At 66.8% G+C, this 20,815-nt stretch carries 13 protein-coding genes and 2 pseudogenes; 12 read left to right on the top strand and 3 right to left on the bottom strand.

Annotated features, from left to right (window positions below; all coding sequences use genetic code 11):
• Positions 1–4 precede the first annotated feature (4 nt).
• From guaB to guaA, 3 genes are all read left to right on the top strand, one after another.
• Entirely contained in the window at positions 5–1,474 is a 1,470-nt protein-coding gene (gene guaB / locus EV671_RS04275) for an IMP dehydrogenase (RefSeq protein ID WP_132570041.1), read from the top strand.
• 91 nt (positions 1,475–1,565) lie between these two features.
• Complete coding sequence (locus tag EV671_RS04270) at positions 1,566–2,780, top strand: MFS transporter (protein ID WP_243655573.1); 1,215 nt, start codon at positions 1,566–1,568, stop codon at positions 2,778–2,780.
• A 20-nt stretch (positions 2,781–2,800) separates the two neighbouring features.
• Positions 2,801–4,387: a glutamine-hydrolyzing GMP synthase gene (gene guaA / locus EV671_RS04265; protein WP_132570039.1), complete on the top strand. Its 1,587-nt coding sequence runs from the start codon at positions 2,801–2,803 to the stop codon at positions 4,385–4,387.
• Positions 4,388–4,700: 313 nt separating this feature from the next.
• Here the strand turns inward: guaA and EV671_RS04260 are convergent, their stop codons facing one another.
• Both EV671_RS04260 and EV671_RS04255 read right to left on the bottom strand, forming a co-directional pair.
• Entirely contained in the window at positions 4,701–4,961 is a 261-nt protein-coding gene (locus EV671_RS04260; RefSeq protein ID WP_132570038.1) for a hypothetical protein, read from the bottom strand.
• Between the two features lie 285 nt (positions 4,962–5,246).
• Positions 5,247–5,542, bottom strand: a pseudogene (locus EV671_RS04255) (addiction module antidote protein).
• A 90-nt stretch (positions 5,543–5,632) separates the two neighbouring features.
• Between EV671_RS04255 and EV671_RS04250 the strand changes: the two are divergent.
• From EV671_RS04250 to EV671_RS04215, 8 genes and pseudogenes are all read left to right on the top strand, one after another.
• Complete coding sequence (locus tag EV671_RS04250) at positions 5,633–6,550, top strand: DUF3800 domain-containing protein (RefSeq protein WP_243655572.1); 918 nt, start codon at positions 5,633–5,635, stop codon at positions 6,548–6,550.
• 226 nt (positions 6,551–6,776) lie between these two features.
• Positions 6,777–7,055, top strand: a pseudogene (locus tag EV671_RS04245) (Arm DNA-binding domain-containing protein); the annotation flags it as partial.
• 290 nt (positions 7,056–7,345) lie between these two features.
• Positions 7,346–8,167: a type IV toxin-antitoxin system AbiEi family antitoxin domain-containing protein gene (locus EV671_RS04240; protein WP_132570111.1), complete on the top strand. Its 822-nt coding sequence runs from the start codon at positions 7,346–7,348 to the stop codon at positions 8,165–8,167.
• Positions 8,151–9,101 carry a nucleotidyl transferase AbiEii/AbiGii toxin family protein gene (locus tag EV671_RS04235; RefSeq protein WP_132570036.1) on the top strand — a complete coding sequence of 317 codons (951 nt, stop codon included), beginning with the start codon at positions 8,151–8,153 and terminating at the stop codon, positions 9,099–9,101. Before EV671_RS04240 ends, EV671_RS04235 begins: the two co-directional genes overlap by 17 nt.
• Before the next feature lie 465 nt (positions 9,102–9,566).
• Complete coding sequence (locus EV671_RS04230; protein WP_243655571.1) at positions 9,567–11,933, top strand: DEAD/DEAH box helicase; 2,367 nt, start codon at positions 9,567–9,569, stop codon at positions 11,931–11,933.
• Between the two features lie 712 nt (positions 11,934–12,645).
• A complete protein-coding gene (locus tag EV671_RS04225) occupies positions 12,646–15,255 on the top strand; it encodes a PAS domain-containing hybrid sensor histidine kinase/response regulator (RefSeq protein WP_165917465.1) in 2,610 nt (869 codons plus the stop codon).
• Between the two features lie 458 nt (positions 15,256–15,713).
• Positions 15,714–17,816 carry a PKD domain-containing protein gene (locus EV671_RS04220; protein ID WP_207911087.1) on the top strand — a complete coding sequence of 701 codons (2,103 nt, stop codon included), beginning with the start codon at positions 15,714–15,716 and terminating at the stop codon, positions 17,814–17,816.
• Between the two features lie 87 nt (positions 17,817–17,903).
• On the top strand, positions 17,904–18,305 hold the full coding sequence (locus EV671_RS04215; protein WP_132570033.1) for a hypothetical protein: 402 nt from the start codon (positions 17,904–17,906) through the stop codon (positions 18,303–18,305).
• Positions 18,306–18,410: 105 nt separating this feature from the next.
• Here the strand turns inward: EV671_RS04215 and EV671_RS04210 are convergent, their stop codons facing one another.
• Positions 18,411–20,309: a S53 family peptidase gene (locus EV671_RS04210; RefSeq protein ID WP_207911086.1), complete on the bottom strand. Its 1,899-nt coding sequence runs from the start codon at positions 20,307–20,309 to the stop codon at positions 18,411–18,413.
• Positions 20,310–20,592: 283 nt separating this feature from the next.
• Between EV671_RS04210 and EV671_RS26660 the strand changes: the two genes are divergently transcribed.
• Positions 20,593–20,811 (top strand): hypothetical protein, encoded by a 219-nt coding sequence (locus EV671_RS26660; RefSeq protein WP_165917464.1) that lies wholly within the window; start codon positions 20,593–20,595, stop codon positions 20,809–20,811.
• The last annotated feature ends 4 nt before the right edge of the window (positions 20,812–20,815 follow it).

Genomic DNA, 20,815 nt, shown 5'->3' with positions numbered 1-20,815 from the left:
CCTCATGCGCCTTCTCGGCAAAGCGCTCACCTTCGACGATGTTCTGTTGGTGCCAGCGTTCTCCCAGGTGTTGCCCCGCGACACCAGCCTTGCGACCCGTCTGTCGCGCAATATCCCCCTGAACCTGCCGCTGGTGTCCGCCGCGATGGACACCGTGACCGAGGCTCGCCTCGCGATCGCGATCGCGCAGGAGGGCGGCATCGGCATCGTGCACAAGAACCTCAGCGCCGAAGCGCAGGCGCGCGAGGTGGCGCGGGTCAAGCGCTACGAGAGCGGCGTCGTCCGCGAGCCGCTGACCATCGGCCCCGACGCCTCCGTGCGCGAGGTCGTCGAGCTGACCCGCATGCACGGCTTCTCGGGCTTCCCGGTCGTCGAGGGCAAGAAGGTCGTCGGCATCGTCACCGGCCGTGACCTGCGCTTCGAGACGCGCATGGACGCCAAGGTCCGCGAGATCATGACGCCGGCGGCCAAGCTCATCACGGTGCGCGAAGGCGCCTCGCTCGATGAAGCCAAGGCCCTGATGCACACCCACAAGCTGGAGCGCGTCGTCGTCATCAACGACGCCTTCGAGCTGCGCGGCCTGATGACGGTGAAGGACATCACCAAGCAGACCAGCTTCCCGAACGCCGCGCGCGACAGCCACGGCGGCCTGCGCGTCGGTGCGGCGGTGGGCTTCGGCGAGGACACCGAGCAACGTGTCGAGCTGCTGGTGCGCGCCGGCGTCGACGCCATCATCGTCGACACGGCCCACGGCCACAGCGCCGGCGTGCTGGAGCGCGTGCGCTGGGTCAAGCGCGCCTTTCCTCAGGTCGACGTCATCGGCGGCAACATCGCCACGGGCGCGGCGGCGCTGGCGCTGGTGGAAGCCGGCGCCGACGGCGTCAAGGTCGGTATCGGCCCCGGCTCCATCTGCACGACCCGCATCGTCGCGGGCGTCGGCGTGCCGCAGATCACCGCCATCGACAACGTCGTGACGGCGCTCAAGGGCACAGGCGTGCCGGTCATCGCCGACGGCGGCATCCGCTACTCCGGCGACGTGGCCAAGGCCATCGCGGCCGGCGCCGACACGGTCATGATGGGCGGCGCCTTCGCCGGCACCGAGGAAGCCCCGGGCGAAACCATCCTCTACCAGGGCCGCACCTTCAAGAGCTATCGCGGCATGGGCTCCATGGGCGCGATGGCCAAGGGCAGCGCGGACCGCTACTTCCAGGCTGAGACGGGCAACAACCCCAACACGTCCAAGCTGGTGCCCGAGGGCATCGAGGGCCAGGTGCCCTACAAGGGCTCGGTCGTGCAGGTCATCTTCCAGATGGCCGGCGGCCTGAAGGCCTCGATGCACTACTGCGGCTGCGGCAGCATCGCCGACATGCAGAACAAGGCCGAGTTCGTCGAGATCACGACGGCGGGCATGCGCGAGAGCCATGTCCACGACGTGCAGATCACGAAGGAAGCGCCGAACTACCGGAGCGAATGAGCTGAGCTGGCTCGAACGGGGCGACCAGATCGCCCCGTTTTTGTTTTCGTCACCCCATATGAACTCCCGCCCCACCTCCCGTTCCCCGGCCATGGGCTTCATCATGGCCACGGTGCTGATCGACATGATCTCGGTCGGCCTCATCATTCCGGTGCTGCCTCAGCTGGTGGGTAGCTTCGCGCATTCGCCGGGCGAGCAGATCGCCGCCTACGGCACGGTGGCGACGGCCTTTGCGATCGCGAACTTCCTCAGCTCGCCGGTGCTTGGTGCACTGTCGGACCGTTTTGGCCGCCGGCCCGTGCTGTTGATGGGCTTCACCGGCCTGGCCTGCTCCTTCTTCATCACGGCCATCGCGACCGAACTGTGGATGCTGGTGGTGGTGCGGCTTTTCAGCGGCGCGATGAATGCGAACGCGGCCGTCGCCAACGCCTATGTTGCCGACATCACGCCGCCCGAGCAGCGCGGCAAGCGCTACGGCATGCTGGGCGCGATGTTCGGCCTGGGCTTCATCCTCGGGCCGGTGATAGGCGGCATCCTTGGTGGCCGCTACGGGCTGCGCGCGCCCTTCTTCGCGGCCGGCGCGTTGGCCGTTTGCAACGGCCTCTATGGCTTCTTCGTGCTGCCCGAGTCGCTGCCGAGCGACCGCCGCCGCGCCTTCAGCTGGGCGCGCGCGAACCCGATCGCCTCGCTGATGCACCTGTTCGAGCTCAAGGGCATCGGCGCGCTGCTCATCGTCATCGCGATGGGCAGCCTCGCGCAGTTCATGCTGCACACGACCTGGGCTCTCTACACCGGCCACAAGTTCGGCTGGAACCCGGAGCAGATCGGCTACTCGCTGCTCGCAGTCGGCGTGATGTCGGTGCTGGGCCAGGGCCTGCTGGCCGGGCCGTTCACCAAATGGCTGGGTGCGCCGCGGCTGATGGTGGCCGGCATGGTGTCCTCGGGCCTGTGCTACCTCGCCTGGGGCCTGGCGTCCCAGGGCTGGGAGATGTATGCGGCCATCTTCGCCAACGTCGTCGGCTTCGCGGCCGGCGCCGCCGGCCAGACCGTCATCTCCAATGCCGCCGATCCCAAGTCCCAGGGGCAGACCATGGGCGCCGTCACCGGCCTGTCCAGCCTGATGATGGTCATTGCGCCCATCCTCGGCCCGCGCCTGCTGCAGCCCTTCGCCGACCTGCCGCCGACCGACTGGCGCGTCGGCATGCCCTACTACCTCGGCGGCGCGCTGCTTCTGGCTGCCGCGGTGCTCGCCTCCGTGCATTTCGCGCGCCTGCGCCGCGCGCCAGCGGCCGCCGCCGCGTCCTGAATCCCATCTTCGAGATCGCCATGCAACACGACAAGGTCCTCATCCTCGACTTCGGCTCCCAGGTCACGCAGCTCATCGCGCGCCGCGTGCGCGACGCCTCGGTCTACTGCGAGATCCATCCGAACGACGTCTCCGACGATTTCATCCGCGGCTACGCGCCCAAGGCCATCATCCTCAGCGGCAGCCATGCCTCCACGTACGAGGATCACGAGCTGCGCGCGCCCCAGGCCGTCTGGGACGCCGGTGTGCCGGTGCTGGGCATCTGCTATGGCATGCAGACGATGGCCGTGCAGCTCGGCGGCAGCGTCGAGTGGAGCGATCACCGCGAGTTCGGCTACGCCGAGGTGAGGGCGCATGGCCACACCCGGCTGCTCGACGGCATCCAGGACTTCGAGACGCCCGAGAAGCACGGCATGCTCAAGGTCTGGATGAGCCACGGCGACAAGGTCGCGGCCCTGCCCGCCGGCTTCAAGCTGATGGCCTCGACGCCGAGCTGCCCCATCGCCGGCATGGCCGACGAGGCGCGCGGTTTCTACGCGGTGCAGTTCCATCCCGAGGTCACGCACACGCCGCAGGGCGAGGCGCTGCTGCGCCGCTTCGTGCGCGACATCGCCGGCTGCAAGGGCGACTGGCAGATGGGCAGCTACATCGACGAGGCCGTCGCGAAGATTCGCGAACAGGTCGGTGACGAGGAGGTCATCCTCGGCCTGTCCGGCGGCGTCGATTCCTCGGTGGCCGCGGCCCTGATCCACCGCGCCATCGGCGACCAGCTGACCTGCGTCTTCGTCGACCACGGCCTGCTGCGCCTGAACGAGGGCCGCATGGTCATGGAGATGTTCGCCGGCCGCCTGCATGCCAGGGTCGTGCACGTGGACGCGAGTGAGCAGTTCCTGGGCAAGCTGGCCGGCGTGACCGACCCCGAGCGCAAGCGCAAGATCATCGGCGCCGAGTTCGTCGAGGTCTTCCAGGCCGAGGCCAAGAAGTTGACCAACGCCAAGTGGCTGGCGCAAGGCACCATCTACCCCGACGTGGTCGAGAGCGGCGGCACCAAGACCAAGAAGGCGACGACGATCAAGAGCCACCACAACGTCGGCGGCCTGCCCGAGACGCTGGGCCTGAAGCTGCTGGAGCCGCTGCGCGAGCTGTTCAAGGACGAGGTGAGGGCGCTGGGCGTGGCGCTGGGCCTGCCGCCCGACATGGTCTACCGCCACCCCTTCCCGGGCCCGGGCCTGGGCGTGCGCATCCTCGGCGAGATCAAGAAGGACTATGCCGACCTGCTGCGCCGCGCGGACGCCATCTTCATCGAGGAGCTGCGCAATACCATCGACCCGGCCACCGGCAGGAGCTGGTACGCGCTGACTAGCCAAGCCTTCGCCGTCTTCCTGCCGGTGAAGAGCGTGGGCGTGATGGGCGATGGTCGCACCTATGACTATGTCGTCGCGCTGCGCGCCGTGCAGACCAGCGACTTCATGACCGCCGACTGGGCCGAGCTGCCCTACAGCCTGTTGAAGAAAACCTCGGGTCGCATCATCAACGAGGTGCGTGGCATCAACCGCGTGACCTACGACGTCAGCAGCAAGCCGCCGGCGACCATCGAGTGGGAGTGATGTTGTTTTGTAAGTCGTTGATTTGTAAGAATTAATTCGCGGCCAACGACCGCTTTGAATACATCATCAATGGCATTGTTCTTGGCATATTTACTGGCACGCTGCTGGTAAGCGGTCGGTGCCATGGGAGTGGAGACGTTTCTGTTCATGGTATTGGCGGTGCATGGCTGGCCCTGGCGATGCTGAGAACAGATACGTTGGGTGAGTGCCGGCGTCGCCCTTGGCTGCTGGTCGAGCTGTCGTGCAAGTGACGCCGCATGGGGCAGCTCAGGCTGGAAGCGGTCATCGTGCTAGCGCGATGGCACGCTTCAGCTCATTCCCCCCTCATCATCCGGCTCATTTCCTCGTGGCTCACACGAAGTAGCTTGGGAACGATGTACAGGTAGCCAATGAGCAAACAGATGGCCAGGGCTAGCACAACGAGGTCGGTCGCACTACCTCGGCGGCTGATGATCGTGAATGATGGCAGCCTGAGCACCGTTTGAAGCCATTCGGCGACATAGAACGATGCCAGGATTCCTGTCAGAAGGATGGCCACAGCCAAGAGCCACCTGACGACCTTGTTCTTTGCCACTCTCCGGCCTCCAGCTCATTGCCGTCAAAGATGCTTCCATTCTGGCCGGCAATGCCTGCTTCCGCTGCAGAGCCACCGCTCAATGGGTGATGTCGGCTTCTGGCCTCGAACCTGCCTTCGGCGCTGCTCGACGCAGTTCAAGGTGAACCAGGGCATTCCATTCACCTGAACGTCTATTCCCAGCAGGAGTGGGCCGCCGATGACCCGGTGCTGGCTGCGATCAACAAGGGGCGGCGCGTTGACTTGATGGAGGCGATACGTGCAGAGGCCACCTGAGTCCTACGGTCAAGCTGCCAGCGGATCTGCGTGCAGCTGTAGGCCAAGCGCGCGCACCACCTTGAGCAAAGTGCTCAACGACGGGTTGCCGTCGGGCGCCGTGCCTTATACAAGCCCTGCTTGGTCAGTCCAGTCTCGCGCGCCAAGCCCTCCATGCCACGTGCACGAGCGATAGTTCCGAGCGCTTCGGCAATGAACGTCGCATCGTCGCCGGCTTCTTCGAGCGCGGCATTGAGGTAGGCAGCGCAGTCATCGGGCGTCTGCAGGCTGTCGGCCGGGTCCCAGGGAATCGTCTTGAGGGTCATTGCGTCACTCCATCTGCTTGGCCATCCTTGGCGTCGCCCCCCAGTGGCGCTGTGGGCCTGCAATTGCTGTGTCGGTCGGCCTGCAGTACAATGGACGTCGAGTCGGGAGCACTGTCGATCACGGTGCGCTGGACGATTGTTCCACCTGGCTCCCCCATCTCGACGGGTCGCATTATCGCGGCCCGTTTTCATTTTGCGAGGCCGCCGGTGCATCTCTTGTACCTCGACGAGTCGGGCCATCCGCACGACCCCGGCACCCAGTTCTTCGTCCTGGCAGGCTTTGCCGTGTTCGAACGTTCGACACACTGGCTGGAATCCAGGATCAACCCGATCGCCGCACGGTTCAGCCCGCAGGAGCCCTCCGCCATCGAGTTCCATGGTTCGCCGATGTACTCGGCCAAGGACGACTGGGCGGGCGTCGCGCCTGCAGATCGTGTTCAGGCCCTGGTCGACGTCCTGTCCTTGCTCAGCAACCCGCAACTGCAGCTTCGTGTCTTCGCCTCTGTCATCGAGAAGTCCACGATGCCGCAGGATCAGATCCTCGAGCGCTCGTTCGAAGCCGTCGCACATCAGTTCGACCAGTATCTGGCGGATATGTGGGCCCGGCGCCGCGACGCGCAGCGCGGGTTGGTCGTCTGCGATAAGGCTTCGTACGAGCAGAGGCTGCAAGCGCTCTCGTCCTTGTTCAAGCACCAGGGCCACGCGTTGGGCCGCCTGCGGAACTTCGCGGAGGTCCCGCTCTTCCTGGACTCGAAGGCATCGCGTCTCATCCAGATGGCCGACTTGGTCGCGTATTGGATCTTCCGCTACTACCAGTCGAAGGATGACCGTGGCTTCCGATTGATCGAGCCATCCATTCTCTGCCGAGCGCATCAGCGAGTCGGCCTGGTGGCCTCGGTGACGCCAGCCACAGAAGCAGCGCTGGCTGCCATCCCGCCGCACAAGTATCCGTTCCCTGACCCCACCGGCGCAGCGGTCGGTGGACCAGCAGCCGACGGCGCGACCTGATCCCGTCATGGCGACGCGTACGCGCGCAACCCGCGCCACGAGTGAGAGAGCCCCAGTTACGCCTCGATCGACTGATGGCCAAGTTGGCTGGGCGAGGCATTCGTCCCCGCGACGGGCAAAGCCTGCAGGACGACCCTGGCAGTGGATGGTGGGCACTCGGTTGCCCCACGGCCAAGGCGTTTGGTGAGGGTGGTAAAAGGCCGCCCCCAATCAAACACCAATCAAGATGCTCACTGACACCGCGCTTCGAAACCTCCTGCTCGGCACCAAGCCCTACAAAATCACCGATCGCGACGGCAAGTACGCCGTCATCTCCCCGACCGGGACAGTCGCCTTCCGGTACGACTACCGGCTCAACGGGCGGCGGGAGACGCTGACCATCGGCCGCTACGGTCGCGATGACATCTCGCTCGCCGTCGCTCGTGGACGCCTTGCAGACGCCAGGCGCGCCGTCAGCGAGGGGAGGTCGCCGGCCATCGAGAAGCAGCGCGAGAAGCGTCGCCTGCCGTACTCGGTCAGCTCCGCCTGGAAGTCCCGCTGCAGTCTTGACTTCCTGACGCTCAGATTCGACGGACGAGTGTAGGCAGTCGCCCGAACCAGCCACTCGCCAGCCGGCTAGGCGGTTGACCGTAGTGGCCAAGAATGGCATGGAGATCCTGGTACATGGTGATGCCGGCCGATGGCTGGCGGGTGGTTTACCGTTGTCGCAAAAGGATCACTGTAAGTGACTGAATTTCTCATTCATCGAACCATCGAGTCTTGGCGGAAGTTCAAAAAATCTGTATTTTGAACACTATGAGTGAGCAAAATGCGGGAAAACTAAACCGCCTTCTGGCTGAGCTGGGCGACACGCGCCTGGTGTCCAGTCGCTGGCTACGGGTGCACGGCTACTCCAACAGCCTAGTCGCGCGTTATGTCAGCAGCGGCTGGCTGGTATCGCCAGTCCGTGGTGCGTACATGCGCCAGGGCGGGCGCCTGCAATGGGATGGGGTGGTTCGCAGCTTGCAGGTCGGGGAGGGAATGCCGCTGCATGTCGGGGGGCGGTTCGCGCTGACCCTGCAGGGGCACGAGCACTACCTGCGCCTGGGCGATGCTGGGACGGTCACCCTCTTTGGGCCGGAGCGGCCACCGGGCTGGGTGAGCACGCTGCCGTTGCAGGAGCGCTTCGCGTTCCTGGGTAAGCGGATATTCGATCTGCCTGCCGTGCCGTTCACGGCCGAGGTGTCCGAGTCCGCGCTGTACGGGCAGGGGCTGGCGTGGCATCAGGTCGGCTCGGGCACCGATGCGCTGGTGTGCTCGACACCGGAGCGGGCCATGCTGGAGCTGTGCGATGGCGTGTCGGATGCGGCGCTGGTCTACGAGGCCGACGCGCTGATGCAGGCCATGACCACACTGCGGCCGCAGCGCGTCGGCATGCTGCTGCGCCACTGCCGCAGCATCAAGGCGAAGCGGCTGTTCCTGGCGCTGGCCGATCGCCATCGGCATGCGTGGCTGGCGCACGTGCCGCTGGAGGATGTCGATCTGGGCCGGGGTAAGCGCGCGCTCGTGCCTGGCGGTCGCCTGCATCCCACCTACCAGATCACCTTGCCGGGAGACCTCGATGAGCACCTGGCTTGACCATTGTGATCGGCGCTACACCGATCGGGTGCGGCTGCTGGTCGAGATCCTGCCGGCGCTTGCGCAGGAGCCGCGTTTCGCGCTCAAGGGCGGCACGGCCATCAACCTGTTCGAGCATGATCTACCGCGTCTGTCGGTGGACATCGACTTGGCTTGGCTGCCGGTGCACGAATACGCCGAGGATGCGAGGCTGATTGCCGAAGCCCTTGGGCGATTGGCCAATGTGCTGCGCGCTCGCCCGCTGCAACTGCAGGTGCAGACGTCGGCGGGCGAGGGTGCAGGAACAGTCACGCGGCTGGTGGCCAGCCGCGGCCGCGCGCGCGTGCAGATCGAGACGACGCCGGTCATGCGCGGCACGGTGCATCCAGTGCGCAACATGGTAGTGCGTCCCAGAGTCGAGGAAGCATTCGGCTTTGCCGAGGTGCAGGTGCTGGACTTTGCCGACCTGTACGCCGGCAAGCTGGCGGCGGCGCTGTCGCGGCAGCATCCGCGCGATCTTTTCGATGTGGGCTTGCTGCTGCAGGACGAGCGGGCGGACGAAGCGCTCTGGCGCACCTTCCTCGTGTACCTGACCTGCAGCCCCAAACCGGCCTGGGAGATGCTGGCGCCGCGCGTGCCCGCGGATTTCGAGGCTATCTTCGAGGCCCATTTCAAGGGCATGACGACCGAGCCCATTGAGGTCAGGGCCTTGCTGGAGAGTCGCGAGCGTTTGGTGTCGCGCGTGGCAGCGTGGCTGGACGAGCCGTCATGTGCGTTCCTGCGATCCGTGGAGAACGAGCAGCCGGACTTCGGCCTGATCGGGCTTGCGCATGCGGCGGAGTTGCCGGGTGTGCGGCGCAAGCTGCACAACCTTGCGCAGCGCACGGCTGGCAAGCGTGCGGCGGATCGCCAGGCGATTGAAGAAACGCTGGCGCGAGTCGCCGGTGCCAGATGACGAGGGAGGGCGGCGCGATGGTTCACGATTTCACATTGATCCATGAGTTAGGCCATACGAGTTCGACGAGGACCGCCTCGTGCGCGCCATCGCAGCGACCTTCCAGCGTCGTGACACGGCCTTGCAAGCCAAAGCGCCCGAAGCGCTGACCGCCACCTTCGCAAACAACCCAACCAAACAGCGGTCAAGCTACTTGCTAGAGTGCGTCAACTTTGGTTGACGATCCCAGCATGCTTAGCCGTTCGGTCAATGGTGATTTCTCGCCGCCGGACGGTCAAGTTGCCCTTTTGATCGAGCGTCTTGGGGAGCAGTCAGTCAAGCCCTGGATGGGGCCGCGAAGCGCGTGGCGTGCAGACTGTGTTCGCGACGTGGCTGCTGGCGTGGCATGGGACTGGGACGATCCGCGGCTGAATGACAATCGCGCCGTCGCGGCCCTTCCGCCCCCGTCGCATGACCCGCCCTGCCATGAAGACCTCACGATCTGCGTCCGAACCGCGCTTGTCGCGCACGCGCCAGCCGGACTCCATGTCGGTGGAGGACTGGCAGGCCAGCCTGCGGCGGCAGTTCGGCCGAGAACAGCCCTTCACGCTCGAGCGCCAGGGTACCGAGCCGGAGTTTGTGGTAATCAACCCCCAAAGCAAGGGGCGCTACCGCGTTGCGATGCGCGGCATGAAGCCGGGTGACAACTACTGCTCTTGTCCCGACTTCGCGACCAACGACCTTGGCACCTGCAAGCACATCGAGTTCACGCTCGCCAAGCTGCTTGCCCGGCGCGACGGTAAGGTGCTTGCTCGCGGCTTCCAGCCGTCGTACAGCGAGGTCTACCTCCACTACGCCGGCGCGCGGCAGCTGCGCTTTCGGGCTGGCACAGAATGCCCGCCCACGCTGGCGAAGAAAGGGGCGGCGATGTTCAGTGGCCGCTCCGACCTGGCCGTCGAGCTCGACGCCTTCCTGCGCGCGGCACAAAAGGTCGGTCATGAGGTGCGCTGCTATGACGATGCGCGAGCTTTCCTGGCCGAACAGCGCGACGCCGAGCGCCGGCGCAAGGTGTTCGCCGAGGCCTACCCAAAAGGCATGAAGAGTGCGGCGCTGCGCAAGCTGCTGAAGGTGCCGCTGTACCCGTACCAGGCGGAAGGGGCGCTCTTCGCGGCCACCGCGGGCCGCGCTCTGATCGGCGACGAGATGGGGTTGGGCAAGACGATCCAGGCCCTCGCGGCGGCCGAGCTGCTCGGCCGGCACTGTGGCGCCGAGCGAGTGCTTGTCGTGTGCCCGACGTCGTTGAAGCACCAGTGGCAGCGCGAAATCGCCCGCTTCAGCGGGCGCGAGGGCCAGGTGATCCATGGCCTGCGCGCGGCGCGGCAGCAGCAGTGGGCCGACGTGTCGGAGCAGGGCGGCTGGGCCAAGATCACGAACTACGAAACGCTGGCGCGCGATCTCAACCTGATCAACGCCTGGGCGCCAGACGTCGTGATCGTCGACGAGGCGCAGCGCATCAAGAACTGGAACACCGTTGCGGCGCACGCGCTCAAGCGCATCGTTAGTCCTTACGCGATCGTGCTCACCGGCACGCCGCTGCAAAACCGACTCGAAGAACTGATCTCGATCGTCCAGTTCGTCGACCAGCACCGGCTGGGGCCCACCTGGCGGTTGCTGCATGAGCACCAGGTGCGCGACGAATCGGGCCGCGTCGTCGGGTACCGGGATCTCGATCGCATCGGCGCGACGCTCGCGCCCGTCATGCTGCGGCGGCGCAAGGCCGAGGTCCTCGACCAGTTGCCCGAGAGGGTTGACAACACCTTGTTCGTGCCGATGACTGAGGCACAGCTCGTACACCATACCGAGAACGGCGAGACCGTGCGCCGTATCGTGCAGCGCTGGCGCAAGACAGGGTTCCTCTCCGATGCGGATCAGCGCCGGCTGACCTGTGCGATGCAGAACATGCGCATGTCCTGCAACAGCACCTACTTGCTGGACCACGATACTGACCATGGCATCAAGGCCGACGAGCTGATGACGCTGCTGGAGGAGCTCTTCGAGCAGTCCGACGCCAAGGTCGTGGTCTTCAGTCAATGGGTGCGCACGCACGAGTTGATCATTCGGCGCCTGAAATCGCGCGGCTGGGGCCATGTGCTGTTCCACGGTGGGGTGCCGGGTGACGGGCGGCCAGCGCTGATCGACCGTTTCCACGACGACCCGCAGTGCCGCGTGTTCCTGTCCACCGACGCGGGCGGTATCGGGTTGAACCTGCAACACGCCGCGGCGACAGTGGTCAACATGGACCTGCCGTGGAACCCGGCGGTGCTCGAGCAGCGCATCGGTCGGGTGTATCGGCTGGGGCAGCGCAAGAGCGTGCAGGTGGTCAACTTCGTCGCGCAGGGCACCATCGAGGAAGGCATGCTGTCGGTGCTGGCGTTCAAGAAGTCGCTGTTCGCCGGCGTGCTCGACGGCGGTGAGAGCGAGGTCTTCCTGCAGGGCACGCGCCTGTCGAAGTTTATGGAAGCGGTCGACGAAGTGACCGGCGCGATGGGAGCGGCCGAGTCGGCAGAACCAGCCCCTGACGAACGTGAGCCCGCGCCGAGCGACGCGGTGCAGGCCGCAGCTGCGCCGCCCGATCCTTGGGCGCCGCTTGTCGACGCGGGGCTCGGGCTGCTGCAGGTGCTCACCCAGCGCGATGCAGACGGCCTTGGCAGCCTGGGCGCATCGATCGAGCGTGATCCGCAGAGTGGGCGCGACATGCTTAAGTTTCCGTTGCCGCAGCCGCAGACCGTACAGCGTCTGGCCGAGGCGCTCGGAGGGCTGCTGGCGGGGCTGGGAGCCAAGAGACAGCCGTGAGGGTGTCGTGATGGGCATGTACATGCCTGCCGGCGAAACTCCGCCCGAACCGCTCGCGCAGGCGGGACCGGGCGCGAAGGAACTCAAGAGGCGCGCAAGTTGGGCGGTGCTGCGAGGTCTCGTAGCAGTCCTTGTGCGATGAGCTCGCATGAACCTCGATGGGACGTATCCGACGCTGCGGCCAAAGCATGGCAGTTCGACGGGATCGATGACGGTATCAACAGTCCTTCGTTGAGCTCCGGTCCATGCCACGCCTGGGCTTGCTTGCGCGGGTTGACAATCGAATGGGAATGACGGCCGGGCTGCCGTAGGCGGCCGCCGCGACGGCGAACTGCATCGTGGCCGGGCCCGCCTAGCCGCGTCCAGCGGCAACATGCCGGCAACGCGCCGCGCGGCCTGCATCCGCCACGCTGCTGCTCCGGGATCGACGGCCCTAAGCGAACGGTCGATCGGTTGCAGATCGGGCCCCATGTTGATAGGCTGGCCCCGCGGTTCTCGCTGTAAGGACCGCAGGGGGGAAGCTAGCGTGGCCGACTTGTTCACCCTTCGGGGGCCTCTGCGGGGCATCGGCAGTTGTCCGGCGCGGACGCGGGATCTGGACGAGGCCTCAAATGGCGGTCGAGCGGAACGCCGGCGAGCGCACTGACGCCCGCGCAGCATGCTCGCACCTCCGTCACCGTCTCGCCGATCGGCCATCTGGCCCGTGGCGACCGTGCTTGCCGTCGTCATCGGTCTTCAGGTCATGCTTGCGGTGGTCAGCATCGGGATGCTGTCGGCCGTGCGCGCCTACGTGACCGGCGAGAGCCTGTATTCGAAGGGGCAGAAGGACGCCCAACTCCATCTGCTGCGCTACGCGCGGTCTCGCAGCAACGAAGACTACCGGCTGTTTTCGCAGGCCCTGGCCGTCCCCCTGGGTGACCGCAGCGCGCGCGAAGCGCTGCAGCGCGACCCGCCGGATCTGCAAGCCGCGCGCGAAGGGTTCCTGGCCGGGGGCAACCATTCCGACGACATCGATGGCATGGTCCGCCTGTTCCGCTGGTTCCACTCGGTGCCCTTTATGGCCCGCCCGATCGCCACCTGGACCGAGGGCGATCAGTTGATCGCCCAGATGCTTGCGCTGGTGGAGAGGGCGCACGAACACATCGAAGCCGGCCGAGCCGACGATCGCGAGGTAGAAGCAATGGCGGCGCAGGCGTCGTTGCTGAACCAGCGCATGACGGGACTCGAGCGACAGTTCTCCGATCAGCTGGGCGTGGCCTCCAGGCAGACCAAGCGCATGCTGCTTGCGCTCAATCTGGCGTTGGCGGCCGTGCTCGCACTGACAAGCGTGCACTTCCTGCGCCAGAGCCTGCGCACGCGGGCTGCCGCGGCGGCCGAGGTGCGCCGTCGGCAGGAGTCCTTGCAACTGCTTCTGGACTCGGCCGCCGAAGGGCTCTATGGCGTCGACACCGAGGGGCGCTGCACCTTCATCAACCGCTCGGCGCTCGTGATGTTGGGCTATGCGCGGGAGTCGGAGCTGGTCGGCCGTCGCATCCACGATTTGATCCATCACTCGCACGCCGACGGTCGGGCCTACCCGGCAGGCGAATGCCGCATGTACCAGGCGATGCGTCAGGTCGAAGAAGTGCATGTGGCCGACGAGGTGTTCTGGCGACGCGACGGCACGGCGTTCCAGGTCGAGTATTGGTCGCATCCGGTGATGCAGGACGGGCGCGTCAGCGGTGCGGTGGCCACCTTCTTCGACGTGACGGAACGGCTGCGGACGCAGGCCGCGCTGCGCGAGAGCGAGCAGCGCTTGTCGCGCCTGATCGACACCGTGGCCGACGGCGTCATTGCCGTGGACGGCGAAGAGCGCATCGTGCTGTTCAATCGAGCGGCGGAGCGGGCATTCGGGACGATGGCCGAGCAGGCGCTTGGACAGCCGATCGGAAGCTATTTTGCGAATAGCGACAGACCGCGGTTGCGCGCATTGATGGCTGGGTTGGCTGGGCAGGAGGGCGGTTCGTCAGCGCACAACGGCCTGCATGAGCTGGTCGGCAGGCGCGCCAGCGGTGAGCAGTTTCCGATGGAGGCCTCGCTGTCCCGGCTTTCGATGGGCCCGAACGTGCTGACGACGGTGGTGCTGCGCGACATCAGCGCGCATCTGGCGATACGCGAGGAACGCGAGGCCCACGAGGCGCTGGAAGCCAGCAGCCGCGCGAAGACGGATTTCCTGTCGCGCATGAGCCATGAGCTGCGCACGCCGCTGAACGCGGTGCTGGGATTCGCGCAGCTGTTGAGGATGGCCAAGAACCCGCCGTTGGCGCAGGCGCAGTTGAACCAGGTCCAGCATATCGAGCATGCGGGACATCATCTGCTGGCCCTGGTCAACGACGTGCTCGATCTGTCGCGGGTCGAGTCAGGTCGCTTGAGCCTGTCGCTCGAGGGTGTCGCCCTGCATGCCGTCGCCGACGAAGCGATCTCGATGGTCGACATGCTGGCCAAGGACGCTGAAGTGCGAATCCGCCGGGCCTTCGCGCAGAGGCCTGCCGTTGAGCGTGAGGCATGGGTCGTCGCGGATCGCGTGCGATTACGCCAGGTGCTGGTCAATCTCCTGGGCAATGCCGTCAAGTACAACCGCCGCGGCGGCGGCGTCGCGCTCGACTTCGAGCCCAAGGGCGGCGGTGTCGACTGCACGATCCGGGACGACGGCGGCGGGATGACGGCGGAACAACTCGCGCACCTGTTCGAGCCGTTCAATCGATTGGGCGCCGAGCGGACCGGCGTCGAAGGCACGGGCATTGGATTGGTGCTGTCACGGCATCTGGTGGAGCTGATGCACGGCCGCCTGGACATCGACAGCCTTGTCGGGGTCGGCACGGTCGCCACCGTGCGCCTGCAGCGCGCCGACGACGCGGCCGCGATCGCCCCCGCCCCGTTTGCGCCAAGCGTCCATGCCCAACTCGATGGCGAGAGTCTGAATGTCCTGTACGCGGAGGACAACGAGGTCAACGTCGAACTGATGCGTCAGATGGTGTCCTTTCGCCCGGCGGTCAAGCTGCGCGTGGCGCTCAACGGTGCGGAGGCCTTCATCCAGGCGAGCAAGGATCCTCCCGACCTGATGCTGGTCGACATGCACCTGGGCGACATGACCGGGCTGGAACTCGCATGGGCCTTGCGGCGCAACCCGGCGACGGCGCGGGTTCGCCTGGTCGCCGTGTCCGCCGACGCATTGCCGGAACAGATTCGTGCCGCCATGGATCGGGGCTTCGAGGGCTACCTCACCAAGCCCATCGACCTTCGGCAGCTGCTCCAGGTGCTGGATGGCCACGCCGTGGTCTGAGGGCGCTTGCCCAGGCGCGCCGGGTTGGCACTGAATGGCTGGCTGGCCGTCGCCTGGCCCCCCCCGCACGCGCAATCGCGCACGCTGCTGGTGCAACCTTCGCCGAGGCCGAGGCCGCGGGCGCAGGCCTCAGCTTGTACATACAAGTAAGCAAAACTGAATCATTCGATTACAAATCACTGGTGGTCCAGCAACACTTCCTTGCGTTCGGCTGACGCATCTCGCTAACCCGCACGCACCCGTTCAAGACGCACTCCTAGCATCCGCCCGGCCTCGACCTCGGGGCTTCGTTGGGATCGGTGTTCGCGTTGTGCCGCTTGAATGGCGCCCGCCCACCTGGCCGCAGTGCCGATCCTCCTCGTACCAGTAGTCACCCTTACTCTGGAGTAGATGGATCCATGGACAACTTGAAAAGAAGGCTAGGCCTAGGCGCCGCCTTGATTGGCTTGTGCACGACGATGTCCGTCGCGGTTGCGACTGAGGCAGCCCCGGGCAAGAACGCCGGCAATGCGACCGACGTGGTCAACCCCCACTCGCCGCGCAACGGACACGCCTACCGGCACGGTGTCGTGCCCACCCGCGAGGCCCACGCGAAGATGCGTGCCTGGTCGGCCGCGAACCACCCGGTCCACCCGTCCGTGCGTGCGGGCAAGGCCACTACCGCCACCGTGGCAACCGGAACTCAGACGCTGAGCTACAACGGCGGCGTCAACGGCATCGGCGTCACCAGCGGCACGCCGCGCGTCTATCTGATTTTCTGGGGCAGCCAGTGGGGCACGTCCGGCACGGATGCCAACGGCTACACCACCCTGTCCGGCGACCCGCAGAACGCGGCGCCCTATATGCAGAAGTGGATCAAGGGCCTGGGCACCAATGGTGAGCTCTGGTCCGGCGTGATGACCCAGTACTGCGACGGCCCGCTCGTCGCCAGGGGCGCCACCAGCTGCCCGTCCGGCGCCCCCCACGTGGGCTACCCGACCGGCGGCGGCGTGCTGGCCGGCGTCTGGGTCGACACCTCCGCGGCGGCACCTTCGGCCGCCACGGGCAACCAGATCGGTGCCGAGGCCGTCAAGGCGGCGGCCCATTTCGGCAACACGACGGCGGCGTCCAACCGCTACGTGCAGTACGTGATCATGTCGCCCACGGGCACCAAGCCCGACGGCTTCAACACGCCGAATGGCGGCTTCTGCGCCTGGCACGACTACACCGGCGACACGTCGCTCAGCGGCGGCGCGGTGAACTCGTCCTATGGCGACATCGCGTTCACCAACATGCCCTATGTGACCGACATGGGCACCAGCTGCGGCCAGAGCTCGGTGAGCTCGGTGCTCGACGGCTTCTCCATCGTGGGCGGCCATGAGTACGCCGAGACCGTCACCGACCAGAACCCCGCGGGTGGCTGGATCAACCAGACGGGCTCCGCCTCCAACGGCCAGGAGAACGGTGACGAGTGCGCCTGGATCAGCTCGGGCCAGGGCGCCACGGCGCTGGTGGCGATGTCGACCGGCAGCTTCGCGATGCAGAGCACCTGGTCGAACGACACCAACCGCTGCGACCTCTCGCATCCGATCGTGGCGGGTTCCGGCGGCACGCCGACCGCGGACTTCAGCTATGCGGCCACGGGGCTGACGGTGAACTTCACCGACACCTCGACCGACTCGGGCGGCGCGATCACGTCCTACGCCTGGACCTTCGGTGACGGTGGCACCTCCTCCGCTGCCAGCCCGAGCCACAGCTACGCGGCCGCTGGTACCTACGGCGTGACGGAAACGGTGACGGACAGCGCCAGCGGCAAGACCAGCTCCAAGACGGTCTCGGTCACGGTCAGCCCGAGCGGCGGCACGCCGGTGGCGAACTTCACGTTCACCACCAGCGGCCTGACGGCGAACTTCACCGACACCTCGACCGACACCGGCGGCACCATCGGTTCGCGTTCGTGGAACTTCGGCGACGGTTCGACCTCGACGGCCACCAGCCCCGGCCACACCTACGCGGCCTCGGGTACCTACAGCGTCAGCGAGACGGTGACCGACAGCGTGAGCGGCACGAGCAACACCAAGACCACCTCGGTCACGGTGAGCACCTCGTCGCAGCTGCTGGGCAATACCGGCCTGGAGAGCGGCGCCGCCGCGCCCTGGACCCTGACCTCCGGCGTGCTCTGCTCCAACAGCAGCTGCAGCGGCGAGACGGCCCATGCCGGCAGCTGGTTCCTGTGGCTCGACGGCTACGGCAGCAGCCACACCGACACGGCCGCGCAGACCGTCAGCATCCCCGCCGGCAAGACCAGTGCGACGCTGTCGTTCTACCTGCACATCGACACCCAGGAGACGGGCTCGACCGCCTACGACACGCTGAAGGTCCAGGTGCTGAACAGCGCCGGCACGGTGCTCGGCACGCTGGCGACCTACTCCAACGTCAATGCAGCCTCTGGCTATGCGCTCAAGAGCCTGAACATGAGCGCCTACATCGGCCAGACCGTGACCCTCAAGTTCGTCGGTACCGAGGACTCGTCGCTCGCGACCTCCTTCGTGCTGGACGACATCACGCTGACCGTGCAGTGATCATTCCTTGAGATCACACTCGCGTTGAACCAGGGGCGGCCCGTCGGGCCGCCCTTTTTCTTCTTGGAGTCCGTGTCGATGAAAGAGATGCCCACATCGCAAGCACGCCCGCGCCGGCATGTCGCGGCCGCGCTGCTTGCACTGATCGCCGGCCTGGCCGCCTGCGCGGTACCGGTGCCGGCCGCCCGCCCAGTTGTGCCGCAGCCGCGACTCGAACTGCAGCCCGCCCAACTGCTGCTGGCACCCGGCGGCGAGGTCCGTCTCGCGGCGCGCCCGCAGGGCGGCGAGGCGATCCTGTTCCATGTCGACTGGCAGGTCGCCGAAGGCCAGGCCGGCGGCCGCCTGGAGCCTGTCGAGGCGCGCGCCGAGGATGGCAGCTATGCGGCCCGCTATGTCGCGCCGCCGACGGAGGGCGTCTTCCACGTGGTGGCCCGGCTGCGCGAATACCCGGCCGCCGAGGCACACGTCGAGATCCGCGTGCGGCGTTGACGGCCGGCGGCGCGGCCCGATGAAATAGAGCCAGGGCCCTCTCGGGCCCTGGCTCGTGGCGATGCCGTCAAGCCGCAGGGCCCGCAGGCCGCGCGGCGTCGTGCTTCAGCGGATGGCCTGCACCAATGCCGACGCGTCGATGGTGCCCAGGCCGGCGCCGGGCTCGTAGCCCTTCACGCCGCCGTAGAACCAGTTGTCGCCGGCGGTGATGTCCAGCGTGCCCGGCTTGGACAGACGGCGCCAGTCTTCGCCGCGGCCGCCGTAGAGCATCGGGTGCAGCAGGCCCAGGCGCGAGGACTTGGCCTGCGAGATCAGCGTGAAGATGCCGTTCAGCTGCGGCGATGCGAAGCTCGTTCCGCCGTAGCCGGCGATCCAGCCGCCATCCGTCGTCGAGTAGACGAGGTAGCCGGTGTAGGGGTCGGAGTTCAGCGAGATGTCGGGCAGGTTGCGGCCCTTCACGTTGGCCGGCACCGTGTACAGATAGGTCTGCACGCCGGTGCTCGGGTCGGTGTAGGTCCAGACCTGGTTGGGCTCGCTGCGGCGGACGCCCCTGGTGTTCTTCTGGTAGTCCGGTTGCGGCCAGAACACGCTGACGCCGCCGCCGCCGCCGACCGAGAAGTAGTAGTCCTTGAAGGCGTTGCCGTAGTTGGCGATCAGGTAGGGGTTGAAGTAGTCCCAGCCCCAGACCTGCTCGGTCGGGACATGGACGACGCCGTACTTGCGCTGGATGTCGGCCGGGATGGTCGTGCCGCCGGCCGCGATGACATAGGGATCGGAGGCGGGCGAGTCCACCGTCAGGATCTTGGAGAAGGTCGGGTAGGGCGCCACCGAGTTGGTGTCATAGGCGCCGTCGTCACCGGCCGACGCGAAGGTCGAGATGCCCTGGGCCGCGGCCTCGGCGAAGACCTGGTGGTAGGCCACCATCACGCCCAGGCTCTCGCTGGAGATGCCGGGGATGTCGTAGTTCAGGATCTCGGGCGAACCCCAGCTGACCGACAGCGTGTCCACGGTGTTGTCGGCCACGGCCTTGTAGAAGACGTCGATGAAGCCGGCCTCGGTGTTGGGGGCGTCGTAGACGACCATCTTCGCGTCGGGCGCCAGGCCGCCGGACTGCTGCACGTCCAGCGTCGTCTCGCCCGAGCCCGCATTGGCCGACAGGTCGCCGCCGCCGTCCACGTGCACCTGGGTGATCCGCGTCGGCGACACGTTCAGGCCGATGGCGCCCCAGTAGGTGTAGGCGTCGGACGGGTAGAAATTGGCCAGCGTCGCGATGCCGATGGTCTTGCCCTTGCCGGTGATGCCCCTGGCATAGAGCGGGTTCACGCCATACATATTGGCCACGTCGCCGGTCGTGAAGCTGCCCGGCACGCCGGTGGCCGTGCCGTTGCCGGCCGGCAGCACCACGGCGGGCTGCGCATCGCCCAGCCCGGCGGCCTTGGCCCTGGCCTGGGTGGAGTGGGGCTTGAACTGCGAGGACTGGGTGTTCAGCCCGGCCACATAGAGGATCACGTCGTCCATGTCCCTCGGCACCTTGTGGCCGTGGGCCGGCCTGCGGAAGGTCTTGCCGTCGCTGTCGCGGTAGTCGTGCATGATGGCCTGGAAGGCCTGCGTGAACTGGGCCGCGGTGCCGGTGGCCTTGATGATGAGGCCGTTCGGGTAGACCTCGTTGACGGCGATGCCGTTGGCGGCGAGGAAGGCGGTCACGCGGCGGATCTCGTCACGGCTGGGCGCGAAGGCGGCGCGGAACTGCTCGACGCTGAGGAAGCGGTGGTAGAGCGGGCTGTCGGGGTCGACCGTGGCCTTGATGTAGGCATCCAGATCGTCGGCGTGGCGCAGCTTCAGCACGATGGAGACGGTCTGCGCCGCGTCGGCGGCGGTGGCGCCCAGGTCCTGGGGCGCCGCGCCGGAGCGGCCGGCGAAGGCCGCGGGTGCGGTGGTCGACAGGATCAGCGCGCAGGCGGCGGCCTGCATCAGGGTATTGAGTCTGTGCTTGCGAATGGACATGGGATTCCCTTGTGTGGAAGTGGCGCCCTGGTCGGGCCTGGCCCGCGGGTTCTACGGACCGTGCCGCACAGCGTCAATCGGGCAAGCCTGTCCCCTGATTGGTGGGGGTCCCGTCGTCTGCCGCAGGAATGCCGGCCCGGCTGCGCAGGCAAAACGGGCAAGACCCGGCCCCGCCTCCACGCGGTGGCGTTCGCTGCGTTGACCAAACTTTACGCAGCGGGTTCCTGGCTGATGTGGAGCCGCCACAATCCGGCCACCACCATCCATCCGCGGGGATTCCATCGTGCGTGCCGCCTTCAGCCTTCTCGCCCTCGTCATCGTCGCGGCCATCGTGCTGTCGCTGGCCAAGAAGCAGGCCACGGCGCTGAAGCCGCAGGCCGGCGCCGCGTCGGCCGCGAGCGAGGCGCTGCCTGTCCCCCAGGCCGTCGGCCGGCAGGTGCAGGGCAGCATCGACGAGGCGGCCCGGCGCACCGCCGAAGCCGCCTCCGCCGCGACGAACTGAGGCC

Source organism: Roseateles saccharophilus, from assembly GCF_004342485.1.
GTDB lineage: Bacteria > Pseudomonadota > Gammaproteobacteria > Burkholderiales > Burkholderiaceae_C > Pelomonas > Pelomonas saccharophila.
Note: the sequence above shows the minus strand (reverse complement) of the source record. Positions and strands in the feature narration are given on the sequence as shown.

Coding starts and splice junctions, on each gene's coding strand:
- EV671_RS04270 (WP_243655573.1), top strand. CDS start 1,566: ATGGGCTTCATCATGGCCACGGTGCTGATCGACATGATCTCGGTCGGC.
- EV671_RS04235 (WP_132570036.1), top strand. CDS start 8,151: ATGAGCACCTGGCTTGACCATTGTGATCGGCGCTACACCGATCGGGTG.
- EV671_RS04230 (WP_243655571.1), top strand. CDS start 9,567: ATGAAGACCTCACGATCTGCGTCCGAACCGCGCTTGTCGCGCACGCGC.
- EV671_RS04215 (WP_132570033.1), top strand. CDS start 17,904: ATGCCCACATCGCAAGCACGCCCGCGCCGGCATGTCGCGGCCGCGCTG.
- EV671_RS04220 (WP_207911087.1), top strand. CDS start 15,714: ATGTCCGTCGCGGTTGCGACTGAGGCAGCCCCGGGCAAGAACGCCGGC.
- EV671_RS04250 (WP_243655572.1), top strand. CDS start 5,633: ATGGACGTCGAGTCGGGAGCACTGTCGATCACGGTGCGCTGGACGATT.
- guaA (WP_132570039.1), top strand. CDS start 2,801: ATGCAACACGACAAGGTCCTCATCCTCGACTTCGGCTCCCAGGTCACG.
- EV671_RS04210 (WP_207911086.1), bottom strand. CDS start 20,309: ATGTCCATTCGCAAGCACAGACTCAATACCCTGATGCAGGCCGCCGCC.
- guaB (WP_132570041.1), top strand. CDS start 5: ATGCGCCTTCTCGGCAAAGCGCTCACCTTCGACGATGTTCTGTTGGTG.
- EV671_RS04240 (WP_132570111.1), top strand. CDS start 7,346: ATGAGTGAGCAAAATGCGGGAAAACTAAACCGCCTTCTGGCTGAGCTG.